10 protein-coding genes are annotated in these 16,903 nt (G+C 40.2%); 3 read left to right on the forward strand and 7 right to left on the reverse strand.

The window, feature by feature from the left end:
• Positions 1-226: 226 nt before the first annotated feature.
• The 4 genes from HQN83_RS23425 to HQN83_RS23440 all read right to left on the reverse strand — a co-directional run bounded on the left by HQN83_RS23425 (position 227) and on the right by HQN83_RS23440 (position 9,957).
• Complete coding sequence (locus tag HQN83_RS23425) at positions 227-2,569, reverse strand: Tex family protein (RefSeq protein ID WP_173093903.1); 2,343 nt, start codon at positions 2,567-2,569, stop codon at positions 227-229.
• Positions 2,570-2,672: 103 nt separating this feature from the next.
• Complete coding sequence (locus HQN83_RS23430) at positions 2,673-3,659, reverse strand: pyruvate dehydrogenase complex E1 component subunit beta (protein ID WP_173093905.1); 987 nt, start codon at positions 3,657-3,659, stop codon at positions 2,673-2,675.
• A gap of 131 nt (positions 3,660-3,790) precedes the next feature.
• Positions 3,791-6,652 (reverse strand): PD-(D/E)XK nuclease family protein, encoded by a 2,862-nt coding sequence (locus tag HQN83_RS23435; RefSeq protein WP_173093907.1) that lies wholly within the window; start codon positions 6,650-6,652, stop codon positions 3,791-3,793.
• Positions 6,652-9,957, reverse strand: coding sequence for a UvrD-helicase domain-containing protein (locus HQN83_RS23440; RefSeq protein WP_173093909.1), 3,306 nt, complete (start codon positions 9,955-9,957; stop codon positions 6,652-6,654). The genes HQN83_RS23435 and HQN83_RS23440 overlap by 1 nt, the downstream gene beginning before the upstream one ends.
• Before the next feature lie 130 nt (positions 9,958-10,087).
• Here HQN83_RS23440 and HQN83_RS23445 point away from each other — a divergent pair, with 130 nt between their 5' ends.
• On the forward strand, positions 10,088-10,627 hold the full coding sequence (locus tag HQN83_RS23445) for a thioredoxin family protein (protein ID WP_173093910.1): 540 nt from the start codon (positions 10,088-10,090) through the stop codon (positions 10,625-10,627).
• Here HQN83_RS23445 and HQN83_RS23450 read toward each other — a convergent pair whose 3' ends face one another.
• The 3 genes from HQN83_RS23450 to HQN83_RS23460 all read right to left on the reverse strand — a co-directional run bounded on the left by HQN83_RS23450 (position 10,628) and on the right by HQN83_RS23460 (position 14,300).
• Complete coding sequence (locus HQN83_RS23450) at positions 10,628-12,334, reverse strand: glycoside hydrolase family 3 protein (RefSeq protein ID WP_173093911.1); 1,707 nt, start codon at positions 12,332-12,334, stop codon at positions 10,628-10,630. It abuts the gene before it with no gap.
• A gap of 283 nt (positions 12,335-12,617) precedes the next feature.
• Entirely contained in the window at positions 12,618-13,262 is a 645-nt protein-coding gene (locus HQN83_RS23455) for a porin family protein (protein ID WP_173093912.1), read from the reverse strand.
• A gap of 423 nt (positions 13,263-13,685) precedes the next feature.
• On the reverse strand, positions 13,686-14,300 hold the full coding sequence (locus tag HQN83_RS23460) for a porin family protein (protein ID WP_173093913.1): 615 nt from the start codon (positions 14,298-14,300) through the stop codon (positions 13,686-13,688).
• A gap of 297 nt (positions 14,301-14,597) precedes the next feature.
• Between HQN83_RS23460 and glpK the strand changes: the two genes are divergently transcribed.
• Together glpK and HQN83_RS23470 are read left to right on the forward strand one after the other, a co-directional pair.
• The gene (glpK, locus tag HQN83_RS23465; RefSeq protein ID WP_173093914.1) at positions 14,598-16,088 is read left to right on the forward strand and encodes a glycerol kinase GlpK; all 1,491 of its coding nucleotides are present in this window, start codon (positions 14,598-14,600) and stop codon (positions 16,086-16,088) included.
• Positions 16,089-16,114: 26 nt separating this feature from the next.
• Positions 16,115-16,846: an MIP/aquaporin family protein gene (locus HQN83_RS23470; protein WP_173093916.1), complete on the forward strand. Its 732-nt coding sequence runs from the start codon at positions 16,115-16,117 to the stop codon at positions 16,844-16,846.
• Positions 16,847-16,903: the final 57 nt, after the last annotated feature.

Raw genomic sequence — 16,903 nt, forward strand, 5'->3', positions numbered from 1 at the left:
CATTACAAATAAGATATGGAAATCAATGATGTTGTTAGGAGAGAAAAATCTCCTAACAACATCATTGATTGATAAAATATGGATAAATAAATTTGGATTTCAACATAGAAGGACCTCGCACATGCTATGCGTAAACATGCTTAAACGAGATCCTGAAATAAATTCAGGATGACGGCGAGGTGATCCATGACGAGAAGGGGAGCCATACAATAGCTCCCCTTCTCTATTACTTAAACATATTCTTCAATGCTTCTAATTTCATTTGTAAATCCCCTTCCGGTAGCAGCTTTTCCTTTTTCGCTCCGCTATTGTTACCCTGAGGTTTAGAAGGCTTTCTATTCTGATCTGGCTTACCTGCACTAACCGGCTTGCCACCACTAACTGGCTTTTTAAAATTACCCGGTTTCTGATCCGCTTTTTTAGCCTGAGGCTTAGGAGCAGTCGCTTCCGTTTTCATAGAAAGCGAAATACGCTTCCTTACAACATCAACCTCCACAACCGTAACTTCTACTTTCTGATGCACTTTAACCACATCATTAGCATTAGTTACAAACTTATTAGAAAGCTGACTCGTATGCACCAATCCATCCTGATGAACACCTATATCTACGAAAGCACCGAAATTGGTGATATTAGTAACGATACCCGGCAATTTCATGCCAATCCTTAAATCAGCAATTGCATTTACGCCATCAGTAAAACTAAATATTTCGAACTGCTCACGCGGATCTCTGCCCGGTTTTGCAAGCTCACTCATGATATCATTTAATGTCGGCAAACCGATCTCTTCACTTACATACTGCTGAAGCTTAATCTGCTTTCTCAACTCAGCATCTTTCATTAACTGAGCAACACTGCAGTTTAAATCGCGCGCCATTTTGTTAACCAAAGCATAGCGCTCAGGGTGAACAGCACTGGTATCAAGCACATGCTCCGCATTTCTGATTCTTAAAAATCCAGCAGCCTGCTCAAAAGCTTTATCACCTAAACGAGGCACCTTTTTAAGGCTCTCTCTATTTTTAAATGCACCATGCTCATTGCGATAAGTTACAATGTTTTGCGCCAACTGCGGACCAAGCCCTGATACATATGCCAAAACCTGTTTCGACGCAGTATTTAACTCAACCCCTACCGCATTCACACAACTCATTACAGTATCATCCAAAGAAGCCTGTAGCTTATTCTGATCTACATCATGCTGGTATTGCCCAACGCCTATCGACTTAGGGTCTATTTTAACAAGCTCTGCCAATGGATCCATCAAACGACGACCAATTGAAACAGCTCCACGAACGGTAATGTCCTGAGTAGGGAATTCCTCTCTGGCAACCTCAGAAGCTGAATAAATAGAGGCGCCATTTTCATTAACCATCACCACAATGACATCAGCTAAAGCCAATCCGCGGATAAATACTTCCGTTTCTCTTCCTGCAGTTCCGTTACCGATAGCAATAGCTTCAACATTATGTTTAGCACATAGCTTTTTGATCGTTTCCGCAGCCTCAAGAACACCTCGCTGACCATTATGCGGATAAATAGCTGTGTTTTCAAGCAATTTACCTTGCATATCCAGGCAAACAACCTTACATCCCGTACGGAATCCAGGATCTATTGCCAGAACATTCTTTTGTCCCATTGGAGCAGCCAATAGCAATTGTCTTGCGTTTTCTGCAAACACACGGATAGCCTCTTCATCAGCTCTTTCTTTAGAAAGGCCACGAACCTCAGTTTCCATTGCTGGCCCTAGTAAACGCTTATAGCTGTCCTGAATAGCCAGTTTAACCTGTGCAGCACTACTATTATTGCTTTTCACAAATTGCTTTTCCAGAATCTGAATTGCTCCATCCTCTTCAGGCATTGTTTCAAGCTTTAAAATATCTTCATTTTCACCTCTGCGCATGGCAAGGATCCTGTGAGAAGGCACCGTTTTAAGCGGCTCACTCCATTCAAAATAATCTTTGTATTTGATGCCCGCTTCTTCCTTACCCTTAACAAGTGTAGATTTAAAAGTGGCCGTATTTTGAAAGTATTTTCTCATTGATGTTCTAGCATCAATGTTCTCATTTATAATCTCAGCAATAATATCGCGGGCACCTGCAAGCGCTTCATCAGTTGATGACACACCAAGTTCATCATTAAGAAACTTGCCGGCTTCCAATTCAGGATCTTGTTTGCCTTGCTCCAATATGGTAAGGGCAAGAGGCTCCAGGCCTTTTTTACGGGCTTCCGATGCTCTCGTTTTACGCTTTGGCTTATACGGAAGATAAATATCTTCAATAGTAGCAATATTGGCAGCCGCGTTTATTTTCGCCTCTAGCTCTGGAGTTAACTTATCAAGTGCAGCAAGTGCTTTTAAAATCGCTTCTCTACGCTTATCAAGCTCACGAAGCTGCTGAAACCTGTCGCGGATGGCTGCAACCTGCACCTCATCCAAACTCCCTGTCATCTCCTTACGGTAACGCGAAATAAAGGGAACAGTTGCTCCTTCATCCAGTAATTCAATAGTAGCGATAACCTGCTTTTCCGCCACTGCGAGTTCAGCAGCGATTATTGTAGAGTGATTACTCATTTTGATCTCTATTTGATGTTACAAAGTACAGTGGGGTCAAAAATAAAAAAAATCCCGCATAGGGTTTAACTAGCGGGATTATATTTACTTTAAATTATTAGTCTTATTTTGCTGTGTACATAACTTCTTTTACAGCTTTAATTACCTTTTCTGCATTAGGTAAACTTGCTGCAATAAGAGTTGGTGCATATGGCAACGGTACGTCAGCGCAAGTGATACGCAATACCGGAGCATCAAGATAATCGAAAGCATTTTTTTGGATATTAAATGCAATTTCAGAAGAGATAGAAGCCAATGGCCAAGCCTCTTCAACAATTACCAAACGATTTGTTTTCTTAACAGATGCAATGATCGTTGCATAATCAATAGGACGTACAGTACGTAAATCGATTACTTCAACATTAATTCCTTCTTTAGTTAATTCTTCTACAGCCGGGTTTACAACACGGGTAAGCATTTTACCAAAAGTTACGATAGTTACATCAGTACCTTCTTTTACAATGTTTGCTTTACCAATTTCAATGTAGTATTCGCCTTCAGGAACTTCACCTTTATCACCATACATCACCTCAGATTCCATGAAAATAATTGGATCCGGATCAATAATAGATTGTTTAAGCAATCCTTTAGCTTCGTAAGGAGTAGATGGAATTACAACTTTTAAGCCTGGGCAGTTTGCATACCAGTTCTCAAAGTTTTGAGAGTGCTGAGCACCTAACTGACCTGCATTTCCAGTTGGCCCACGAAATACGATTGGCACAGAAAACTGACCGCCGCTCATAGATAGCATTTTTGCTGCTCCGTTAATAATCTGATCTATAGCAACCAGAGAGAAGTTAAAAGTCATGAACTCGATGATTGGAATCAATCCGTTCATTGCTGCACCAATACCAATACCGGTAAAGCCCAACTCAGCAATAGGCGTATCGATAATGCGTTTCTCGCCAAATTCATCCAACATTCCCTGACTAACTTTGTATGCACCATTATACTGTGCAACTTCCTCGCCCATCATAAAAATGTTTTCATTTTTGCGCATTTCCTCGCTTAAGGCTTCACGTAAAGCTTCTCTAAATTGAATCTCTCTCATTGTATATTCAAATGTTAATTGCGGCAAACTTAGATAAAATTGTTTTTATATGCAATTTATTCGCACACTGCTCCATCATTGAAAAGAAACTTTTACACTTGAAATATATCCATGTTGCAATAATCTGCTAACTATCTCTGACAAATGTCTTTATAAGGACAATAACCACAGTTCTCTTTGTTCTCAGTTTGCACAAACGGAATGCTTTCATCAAACAGTTCTTCCAGCTTTTCTTGTAACTTATTAGCGAACATAGATTTAAAACTTTCAAGGCTCTGATCCTGTAAAAACAGCCCTCCTTTTTGCTTTTCTTTAAACAACGTGCCTTCCTTAAAATTCCGAACAGTATAAAGATGAGGCTCTACATATTGGCGCTGTTTTACCTGTTCATATACATAAGTATAAAATAATGTTTGGATAAGCGCCTTGTTATGATCCTTTGCCTGATCCTCAAAAAGCGAAGGAAAATCTTTGTACTTCAACTGATCCTTACCTGTTTTATAATCAACAATTCTGATCTTCCCGTCCTTTACATCAACACGATCGATTATACCATACAACCAAATATTACGATTTTTCGCCATTGGATAGAGCATCACATAATCGCTTTTATTTTCTAGCTCCTCTATTTTAAAAGGTGTAAGTTTTTCGTCATTTCTTAAAATTTTAAGCGCATATTGCTCCAACACCTGCAATACAATTTGTTGCAATGCCGGAGTTTGAGTACCAGTTTTGGCGGTATTAAGCTTAAGTTCCTTAGCCAGGGCGAACTCACAAAGGTCTTTTAGCTTCTTTTCTCTTTCCTTAATATAGTCTGCCGTTACCTCAGCACCTACAGCCGGCTCATAGAAAACTTCCATCACGGTATGCAGTGCACTTCCAATTAAATTGGCTTCTATCCTATCCGGCAGGTCTTTAGGCTCTTTTAAACCTGCAATATTCTTATAGAAAAACCTTAAAGAACAGGTAACATAATCTGTAAATGCAGTTGCAGAGATCTTTTTATCATACTTAGCAGTGGAGTTTCTTTTAAAATACTTCTCCAAGCCCTTTAATACTTCTCCCTTTTTTTCAACGACAATCTTCAGATTTCTGGGATTCTCAATTGGCTGATTCTGCTGCACGCGATGCGAAAACGTACAATTGGTTTCGAACTCCAACTGCTTTACAAAGCGACTTTCCTCACCAGTACTTTTTTCGTCGGTAACCCCATTATAAACCAAAGTCACCTTTTTTGCAACGTGTAGTAGCCTGTAAAACAGATATGCCGAAATTGCATTCTGATGCTCCAGAATTGGCAAACCAAAAGCACGCCTGATGTTATCAGGAATAAATGATGGGTTATTGGTAATTTTAGGAAGAATCCCTTCGTTTACCCCCAAAACTATAAGTTCATCAAAGTCCAGATTCCTGCTTTCCAAAAGCCCCATTACCTGTAAACCAGCAAGTGGTTCCCCCTCAAAAGGCACGGTTAATCCCTGAAGCGCCCTTCTAATCAGCTTAAATACAAACTTCGGATTCAAATCTTTTGCGCCCTCAGCTTTTAGCTCTTCAAAACTATCGGTAAGTGCGTTAAGGGCTTTAACTGCTTCGGTAGACAATAAACTATCCATTCTTTGCAGTTTCCCTTCTTCTGATACATATAATAATACACTTGCCAGATGCCTTATTGTGGTAAAGGAATCGGCAAAAGGATTAAAAGTAATCGTGGCAATCTTGCCAACAGGCAACAATTCAGCTCTACTAAAAGACACCTTTTTCTCATCAACAATCTGATTGTGCAGCTCGTTACGCAAATCCGCATCTATAGGAATCAGCGGATTAAACAGAAAAGACAACACGTGTTTATAGTTCACATCAGCATCTGACAACAGGGCCTCCTGGATGCTTAACCACAAATCGCATAAGCCAAACAGGGCCGACTGCTCAAAGGGATAACCCATCGTAACATTCACACTATCATCATCTATGGTCTGTAAAGCCGGAATCAACAACTTCTCATCAGCAAGAATAATTGCCTTTCCACCCTCCCGAACCTCACTATCCGACAAAAGCTCAGAAAGCAATTTACCCTGAGCAACATTGCCCAATGCCTGCACAACCACAAATTCCTTTGCAACATCACTAAGCCTTGCCGGAGCCTTTTCAAACTGATTAACCAACCCTACTGTATGTACATTTCTTCGGATAAAATGCCCGGCCTCCTGCAATGGATTAGAAAAATAATGAGCATCTACATCAAAATAGAAAGAGCACCATCCCTTTTCCTGCCACTGTTTAAAAAACCTTTCCTCTGCTTTCGACAAAGCATTAAAACCAACAAACACCGTATGTTTAAATGATTTTAAAAACTCAGGATCAGAATCTTTTCCTTCTGCAAGGTTACGATACATCTTGGCATTGGTAACCAAATCCTCCTTAGCCAACCTTGCATGGAAATTAACATAAAGCGCAGGCATTCTTTGCCACAGCTCTATAAACCTTTCCTGCATCTGGTTCTGCTTCTTCGCAGAAAACGACCCCCAGAATGTTCGCATAAACTGCAATTGCTCTTCATCAAAATTCGGGAATTGCAGTTGCAGCTCGGCTATATCTTCAATTAAGCCAAATATCTCTTTGGCATTGGCCAGATAGTAATCTACCTGACTAAAATCGCCAAGTATAATTTCTGCCAGAGGATAAAACTCATCGGGCGAAATCACCTCTTTACGTTCTGCTTTTAGCAGTTCGTTGTAACAGGTATATAAAACAAAGAATTGCTTAAGCTGACCGGCAACCACAAGTTCCGTACCACGTGAAAGGAACTCCTGAATGGTGTACATCTGCGGACTCCAAATCGGCTTCCCACTTACCTCTGCCAAGTATTTCTTTAAATACAGCTGAGGCCTTTTGTTATTAAAAACAATGGCCACATCCTGCAATTCATTACCAAAACGTTCTAAAAGATCGGTAGCTACTCTGTTTAAAAACTTTCCTTCGTTCACACTTTTCATTACGATACTTTTAATAATTCTCCAGTTTCGGCATACCAGATATAGGCGTCTATCTGTTTAAACTCATCCATTTTTAACAGGCTATCCCTGTAACGGTTAATGTCGTCTATGTATTTATTATGAGGGGCGCCAAATTTAAAATCAAGCAACACCGCCTTATCCTCCATCACAAAAAGCTTATCAGGACGTTTTACCTCTCCCCCCTCCAAAATCATATCCCTTTCACTAATGATGCTTTTCGAATTTTTAAACCACAGCGCTATTTCCTGTTGATTAATCACATCAATAACCGCCTGCTTTACCTCATCACGCTCACTGCGTCTAATCAGGCCTTCCTGCATTTTCACGGCAATCAACTTATCCAGCTCTTTTAAATCTGTGATGGTTTCCAGAATACCGTGTAACACCACACCTTTTCGCTGTCTTGCATTAAACCAGCCATCCTCATTGTTCTTTTGGTAATTAAACTTAGAAGTTAAACGCTCATTCACATAATAATCAGACACCTTTATGGCGCTTTCGTTAATTTCAGAAACTTTCTTAACCGCAGGCCTCAACTCCCCAAAAGACATTAGCTTTTCATCCAACACAAAGCCCGAACCCTCCTCTGTTTTAAACAGATTCAGTAATATATTTTGAAACTCGTTTCTAACCGAAACTTCCTTTTTCTTCTCTACAATTGTTGTTTTAGGGCATACCATATACAAATACTCCCTTGCTCTGGTAGTGGCTACGTATAATGTATTTAGCGTATCCATATAATTGAGCAGCATTTCTTCAAAGTACTCCCTCGCAAAAGCTGTCGAAGCAAGCTTACTACTATAATCTGCAGGCAAAGTGCTAAAGTTCCCGAACCCTGCCGGAGCAGCATTTACCCATAAAATCTTCTTAATAAATCCGCTAGGCGTATCTAATTTCCAATTTAAAAACGGAATAATTACCGCCTTAAACTCCAACCCTTTCGATTTATGAATGGTCATGATCTGCACCGCATCTTGATCATCCGCAGCAGGCAACGCTTTATTCAAACCTTCCTCATCCCACCATTCTAAAAACATGCCTAAGCCCTGATCGCCACCACCTGCAAACACACCAATCTGATCTCTAAGTGCCATAATAAATGGAATATGATGTTCATTCTGGCCTGTTCCCAGTCCAAAAAACTGCACCATTCTTTCCATCAAACTAGTCATCGGCAACTGCCTGAAACTTTCAAAACCACTACAGAACTCCTCCGGAAAATAAGCCGTAAGGCTTTGAATTGGCTGATTAGCAATGTCCATCCAGTCCTGAGCGTTTAGCGCAACTTTCTTATCTACCCCCCCAGGATTATTTATCTGACTAAACAACCTTGCACAAGTAGCCCTGTAAATGGCCTGCTCATCTTCCCGAGCCACTAACATCCTAAATATATTGATGAGCAACTGCACCGCAAGGTTAGATGAGATCTTCAAAGCATCACCCGAAATAACCTGAAATGTTTTGCCCGCAGCGGCGGATAAATCATCTTGCCTATCTAACAAGGCCGAAATCATTGTTTCTGCCTCGCGGTTAGCTTTTACCAACACACAAATATCTTTCATAGCAAAGCCATGAACAGATAGCAATTCAATGATTTTATCTACTGCATGCACTGCCGCCGCCGGACTTTCATCTTCGGCTTCTGCATCATCTTCTTTATCTAAAAACTGTATTTCTATTTTACCACCATCCAAAGTTTGGGGTGTAACTTTCTGAGAACTTCCTTCGTAAGCACGATCAATAATCTGGTTATACTCCTGATTCCAGTAGCTCAAAAGATCTTCCCTTTCTGTATCTGCAAGAATTCTATTAAGCTGTCTTTGCAAAATAGAGGGCAAATGAGCATATAGAAAATTATTAAAAGCAATCACATTGGTAGTACTTCGTCGGTTAAACTCCAGGTTTTCCTCAGCAACATTATGCGCCTGCACATCATGCCTTACATTACTATGCAAAATACGCCAGTCGCCACTGCGCCACCTATAAATAGACTGCTTTACATCGCCGACAATAAGGTGTTCGGTAGTATTCCCTTCAAATTCCGAAAGCGCATTCCTAATCAATGGCAAAAAGTTGAGCCACTGCATCGTGCTGGTGTCCTGAAACTCATCAAACAGGAAATGCTTGTATCGGTTTCCCGTTTTCTCCCAAATAAAAGAAGGGTTTTCAGCATCTGCACCTGTAATACCCACCAACAATTGCTGGGCATCACTAATCAATAAAGCCTTATTTTCTGCTCTGTAATTCTTTAACTGCTGAGCCATTTCCTGCATCAACCGCAAATAAGAACTGTTTTTATGAATAGCCTGCCATGTAAAGTATTGCTCTGCACCCTCTTCATAAAAAGTAACCATTTTCTTTAATCCTGGGTTCAGGTCTTCGTACAACTGCCTTACTCCCGATGTATCTTTTAATGTGCCATGTGGCCACAGGTCAAAATCATCAACCATATTGGCCAAAGCAGGAAATATGGTATAGTCCTCATTCAATATCTTATCCAGCTTTAGCAGCGGATTAAGAGATTTACGAGCCAGCTCTTCGGGCAAAACACCCGAAAGATCAAATATGTATTTTAAGTCTGTAGCCTGATCAAACAAGGCCTTATTGAAAGCCTTGATGCCCGAAGTTACAGTTTGTTTTAATGCATTAAACTCTGCCGATCTGTCCTCTCCCATCAGCAACATGGCTTCCTGAAAAGGATAGTACCGTTCTTTAAAAATCTCATTAGCCAGATCCTTTAAAGCACGCTGATAATTCCAATCCTTACCATCACTAATCCGATCTATTGCAAGAGCCGTTACCCATTCCAACAACTCAGGATCAGCCTCCATCTGTAAATTAAGTGCTTTAACCAGCTCTTCCTTTACTTTATCATGGTTCATTTCCAGCTTATAGCCACTGTCCAGATTCAATTCAAAAGCAAAACTCCTGATTACCTTTTGTACGAAACCATCAATTGTACTTACAGAGAACCTGCCAAAATCATGCAGAATATTGCTGTAAATTACCTGTGCTTTTGCTTTAATGTCCTGATCCGAAAGTTCCGGATAGCGCTCTTTTAAAAGAGGCTTAAAATCCGAAGGCTCTCCTTTTGCAATAGCCTGTAAAGCACCCAGTATCCGCTCCTTCATTTCGGCCGTTGCCTTATTGGTAAAAGTTACAGCAAGAATTTCTCTGTATTTACCCGGGCCGCTAAACAAAAGTGTAAGGTAATGCAGGGTTAGGCTAAAAGTCTTACCCGATCCGGCAGATGCTCTAAGCAATTTTAAAGGTTGTTGAGGCATTACGTAAAGCTATAACTTATTTAGAAAAATATGGTCACAAATAAAATCTACTATTTAACTAGAGAATATTAAACTGGTATTACATTTGATGTTAGCTAATCTATTAATTTTGCAATTAAATTATTGAACAATGAAAAGGATAGCCTTAATACTACTTATTGCCATAGCAACTGTAGGCGCAAGCTCTGCACAAGAGAAAAAAGAAGCCGTACACATCTACAATCCTAAAGCAAATGCCCGCGCAGATATTGATGGCGCTGTTGCAAAAGCTAAAAAAGAAGGAAAACATGTGTTTATACAAATTGGCGGTAACTGGTGCAGCTGGTGTATTGCTTTCCATAAAATGGTAGACAACACGCCTGCCTTAAAACAATTCATTAACGATAATTATGAGGTTGTTTTGGTAAACTATAGTCCCGAAAACAAGAATGAAGTTGTTCTTGCCAGCCTGAATTACCCTCAACGTTTCGGATTCCCTGTTTTTGTAATCCTTGATGGAAACGGAAAACTATTGCACACTCAAAACTCGGGTTATCTGGAAACAGAAGAGACAGATGCAAATGGAAAAAAGAAAACAGGACATAGCGTAAACGCTGTTACCGATTTCTTAAAAAACTGGACAGTAAAAGCGGTTGATCCTGCAACTTACAAACAACAAAAAGCAAAGTAATTACTCTTTGTCGCCATACTTAAAGAACGAATTCACAGTAACGGGCAGTCTCCCTGTAGGAATCAACTGATTCTTAATTACAGAGGCGGCTGCCTTTTGCATGAAATCTTCTTTCTGATACGCAACAATTAAACCCTTGCTGTTTTCAAGACCAGGCAATGCCGATAAGTTATAAGGATTAGCAAACAAAGCAAAAACGGCATTGCTTAACGACATATCCTTAATAAACATCTTCAAATCATTACTTAAAATGATGCCATTACCAGGCCTGATGCGGGTATCATGAATACCTATAATTACCTGATCAAAAACATTGATATATCTTAAAACCTTTGCAATAGCCGCAGCATTGGCATTTCTATCTAAGGTATAGAATACTGAGTTCTTATAATAAGCCCCTAAATCTCGTTGAAACTCAGTAACCCCGGGAGTCCCCAAACTAATGATCACCGTTCTTCTGTCTTTAGACAAACGACTAATGTTTGCCTTGCCCCTTAACAGCGTCATAGAAGCATCAGCTAGTTTCTGCAACAACACCTGACTACCCGGTCTGTTTACATCTGCAAGTACGTTTCTTTCATTTATAGAATCGCGAACACTTAAACCAGCCCAATATTTAGCAGTAAGGATTTTCTTAACGCTTTCGTCAATTCTATCCATGCTGATCCTGTCTTGTCTAACCGCTTTACGAACCAGCTTTATTGCTCTGTCACTATTTTCTGAAAGTTCAAGAATGTCGTTACCTGCAATAACACCCATTACATCCGCCTCTCCATCTTTAAAGTATTTAACCACTCCTTTCATGCCCATAGCATCAGAAATAATTAAACCTTTAAAGCCAAGTTCTTGCTTTAAAATACCAGTAACAATAGGTTTAGACAATGTAGAAGGCATATTTGGCGTATTATCCAATGCCGGAATATTCATGTGCGCAATCATTACCCCTGCTGCCCCCTGACGAATCAATTCTCTGAAAGGATAAATCTCCAAACTATCCAAACGCGCTTTGGTAAACTTAAGCTGAGGAAGGTCATAATGAGAATCCACATCAGTATCGCCATGCCCCGGAAAGTGTTTAAGACTAACCAATAAGCCGCCATCCTGCATTCCCCTCATATACTCGGCAGCCTTTGTGGCTACGTTGTACTTATTCTCTCCAAAAGAGCGGTAGTTTATCACCGGGTTTTTAGGATTATTATTTACATCAACATCAGGCGCCAAATTCATGTGCATTCCGATGCGTTTGTAATCCTTAGCCACTTCCAATCCCATTTTATAAATCAATTCCTTATCCTGAATTGCTCCTAAAGCCATTTGATAAGGATAAGAAATGGTGCTATCTAAACGCATTCCTAAGCCCCACTCCCCATCAGAAGTGATCAATAAAGGCACTCTTGATATAGACTGATACTGGTTTGTTAAAATAGCCTGTCTGCCGGGACCTCCCTGAAAGAACACCAATCCACCAATATGTTCCTTTTTAATCACATTGGCAATCGAGTCTTCGTATGCTTTTCCTAAATTGGTATGTGCCCTTACAAAGAACATCTGCGCAATTTTCTGACGTCTGCTCAGTTTATTGAAAACAGAATCAACCCATTCATTCTTTTCAGTAAGTGTTTGTAAGTAAGATTTCTTTTGAGCCTTAATTGAGGATACTGAGATAGATAATAAGGATGTAGCAATCAGGAGATGTTTAACGTTCATTATGGCAGTAGATTGTTTAAATTTCAAAGTTATAAAAAAAAGCATCCTATACAGGATGCTTTTCTAAGGTTAAATAGGAATATTATCCTCACACACAATTCGGGATTCATATTTTTATTGCTTTCGCAATTGTTTATATAGCTTTTACTAATTATCTTTTTTTGAAGTCTTATCAGAAAACAAATCATCCGTTTTCAAAACTTTTTAAAGTTACACTCAATTTTTCAATTTCCTCACAAATGACTCAATAAGTTTAACTTACCCTTCAAAAAAGCAAGTGTATCTAGAAACTATAACCCAATGATAGTGCAAATCCTTTATTCTTTATTTTATCCTGATTCACATCATCCTTAAGAGCCTTCTGAAAGTCCATCATATATCTGGCATTCACATTAATATTCGGTGTGATACTATACCCTAAACCAACCGCAGCACCTGCCAACGACTTACTAAAATTCTTTGTGTCTGTCGACTCTGTTTGAGCATTATCATTAACCAAACCGGTAGATTTTTGAGAAAGCAGGAATGATACCTGAGGACCTGCAAATATTGTTAACTCTGGCGTTGCCTTATACCCAACCAATACCGGAACATCGATATAAGATACTTTCGTATCAAAATCTGCTGTATTTCCGGCAACCGACTCACTCAACTTAGCTCCTTTTTGAATGAACATTACTTCCGGCAAGAAAGCAAATCCACCACCTAAAGGTAAATCGCCATAAACACCAGCCTGAAATCCAACTTTTGAATCTGTTGCATAATCCTTATCGGCAAACTGAAATTTACCCATGTTCATCAAGTTAGCACCTGCCCTGATACCAAACTTCATTTGATCATTTGCAGCCGACTGTGAAGTCTGTGCATTTGCCTTAAAAGCGAAACTACTTACCGTTAATCCTAGCGTTATAATGAATAATTTTTTCATGATTTTCTATTTAAAATTCATGGAAGGTATTGTAATAACCATGCCAAAGAAACCAAAAACAAGGCTTCGGGGCACATCAAAAAACCACGCAATTAACTCATTTACTGTAACTTAATAACAAATTAACGATAAGAAACAATGCCAAGCAAACCTCTATAAGCGAACCTCTTAAGTGTGTCTCCGATTTGAGACACTATCATAAGATCAGCCCAATCAATTTGCTAAAACACCCGTCATCCTGAATTTATTTCAGGACCTCGCATTAGCAAGGTTTTCTTTCTCTTGAGGGGTCCTGAAATAAATTCAGGATGACGAGCGCACAAGATGACAAGCGCAAAAAAAAACGCAACAAAAAAGCCTGTATCATTTAATGATACAGGCCTTCTATAAAACGATACAGGCTCTCTCCAAAAAAGTAAAGTCCTAGAATTTCAATCCCAATCCAACCGAAAACACCTGGTTTTTATATTCCGGAGTTTCTTTAGATCCGTTCTCATTGTTCTTTTGGAAATCCAGTGAATAACGGCCATGTAAATCTACTTTATCAGTTACATCAAACCTGAAACCAATTACACCGCCAACCAAACTCTTCTTAAATCTATCTGATTTATCTTCAATGATTGTTTCTTCACCTGATCCAAATCCGTTTTCAAACTTGTTTTTAGTAGAAGTAAGGAAAGATACCTGAGGACCAACAACTAAATTAAGTCCTGAACCACCAACATTAATAGTCGCCAAAATAGGCACATCAATAAAGTGAGTAGTCTGAGTAAAATCACCAAAAGCAGTTTCTGCTTTATACCCTTTTGTCGAATACAATAACTCCGGAGTAAATGCCAATCCTTTTATCAAATTGATATCCAAAGTAATACCGGCATTAAAACCAGGATTAACTTTTGTTTTAAAATCATTATTACCGTCACCTTTAACAATGTTCGATAAGTTTAAACCGCCCTTGACACCCAATCTGATTGGGCTCTGTGCATTTGCTGCACCGGCTACAAATAGGCCTATGGCCAAAACAATTAATTTCTTCATTTTGTGTAGTTTTTTCCTGACCACCTGAAAGAAATGTGCCAACTTTTAGAAAACTACACCTTTATAACCTTTAAACCTTGGCAACCATCCATTTAAAACTTGTTACAACATTCATTTTACCCACAATTATTTTAAGAGAATTAATGAGTAAACCCTATAATTTGTATCAAATTTGATACAAAAACTCCTGCCATTCCCGGCATAAACAAATCAAAATAATTGCACACCACTTCCTTTTACTTTCGATAATGATTTCTTATACTTACGTTTAATTACATATTATTCCAAATATAACGTATGAGCAAGTATATTCTATCCTTTGATCAGGGGACTACAAGTTCGAGGGCGATTGTTTTTAATAAACAAGGAACCATTGTTTCAATTGCACAAAGAGAATTTCAGCAGATATACCCTCAGCCAGGCTGGGTAGAGCATAATGCCACCGAAATCTGGTCAACCCAGGTTGCTGTAGCTACCGAAGCCATCGTAAAAGCAGGCATCACCCCTAATGATATAGCCGCCATAGGCATTACCAATCAGCGTGAAACCACCCTATTATGGGATAAAACAACTGGAGAACCACTTTGCAACGCCATCGTTTGGCAAGACAGACGCACCTCTGCCTACTGCGATGAACTAAAAGCAAAAGGCCTCGCCAAAAGCGTACAAGAAAAAACAGGACTCATTATAGATGCCTATTTCTCGGCCACAAAAATCAGGTGGATACTAGACAACATTCCCGGCGCAAGAGAAAAAGCCGAAGCCGGAAACCTCGCCTTTGGAACCATAGACTCCTGGCTAATCTGGAAACTAACCGACGGCAGAATCCATGTAACTGATGTAACCAACGCATCAAGAACCATGATTTACAACATCCACACCCTAGAGTGGGATCAGGAATTACTCGAACTTTTTAATATCCCCCGCAATATCCTTCCCGAAGTTAAATCGTCAAGCGAAGTTTACGGAGAAACCACAGGCAATGTACTTGCAGCTAAAATACCTATTGCAGGCATAGCCGGCGACCAGCAAGCCGCCCTTTTTGGACAAATGTGCACTGAGGTAGGCATGGTAAAAAACACCTATGGCACCGGCTGTTTCATGCTCATGAACATTGGCGACAAACCCATCACCTCGCAAAACAACCTCGTAACCACCATCGCCTGGAAAATAAACGGCAAAGTACAATATGCCTTAGAGGGCAGTATTTTTATAGGCGGCGCCGTTGTGCAATGGTTACGAGATGGACTCGGCTTAATTAAGGCATCGGCCGATGTAGAAAAACTAGCCTTAAAAGTAGCAGATACTGGCGGCGTTTACCTCGTTCCTGCCTTTGCCGGACTTGGCGCACCTCACTGGAATCAGGATGCCAGAGGCACTATTACCGGCATAACCAGAGGTACAAATGCCTCACACCTTGCCCGCGCAGCCATCGAAAGCATCGCTTTCCAAACCATGGAGGTTTTAAATGCCATGGAAGCAGACTCAGGACTAAAAATTAAAGAACTACGAGTAGACGGAGGTGCAACCGCCAACGATATACTTATGCAATTTCAGGCCGATGTACTTGACACCACAGTAATCAGGCCTCAGGTTACCGAAGTTACTGCCTTGGGCGCCGCATATCTGGCTGGCTTGGCAGTAGGTTATTGGAGCAGCATGGACGACATTAGCGGCCAGTGGAAAATAGACAAAAGCTTTAACGCCGGAGAAGCTAAAAACATAGAAGAGCGTATAAAAGGCTGGAATAGAGCCGTAAAAGCAGCAAAAGCATACGCAGAAAATTAACTAAATAATAACTTAATCCAATCCTCATGTCTCCATTTATAGCCGAAATCCTTGGTACTATGTTTTTGATTTTATTAGGCAATAGCGTTGTTGCCAACGTGGTTTTAACCGGAACCAAAGGAAACAATAGCGGCTGGATGGTAATTACTACAGCATGGGGCTTGGCCGTTTTTGTAGGCGTTGTTGTTGCCGGCCCATATAGTGGCGCGCACCTCAACCCTGCCGTAACCATCGGATTAGCCATTGCAGGAAAATTTAGCTGGGCTAATGTCCCGACCTATATTGCCGCTCAGTTTATCGGTGCAATGCTTGGCTCTACACTCGTATGGCTATTATTTAAAGATTTCTACAAAGGCACTGAAGACAAAGGGTTAAAACAAGCTACCTTTTGCACAGCTCCTGCCATCCCAAATACGATTTCGAACCTAATTAGTGAGATAATAGGCACTTTCGTATTGATTTTTGTGATATTTCATTTCACCGATGCTTCATTAGGCTCGGATAAATCCCCAATTGGATTAGGCTCTCTTGGCGCTTTGCCAGTAGCCTTCCTTGTTTGGGTAATCGGACTGTCGCTTGGCGGCACCACAGGCTATGCAATTAATCCGGCAAGAGACCTTGGCCCTCGAATTATGCATGCCATATTACCCGTAGCCGGCAAAGGCGACAACAACTGGGGCTATGCATGGATACCTGTAATTGGGCCTATTATCGGCAGTGCACTCGCGGCTCTACTATATTTGTGCACTAAAATATAGCCCTTCTTCCATTTCTTAAGTTTAGTCTATAAAAGGCAGGTAATTTCAGTATTACAT

Source organism: Pedobacter foliorum, assembly GCF_013266735.1.
Taxonomy (GTDB): Bacteria; Bacteroidota; Bacteroidia; order Sphingobacteriales; family Sphingobacteriaceae; genus Pedobacter; species Pedobacter foliorum.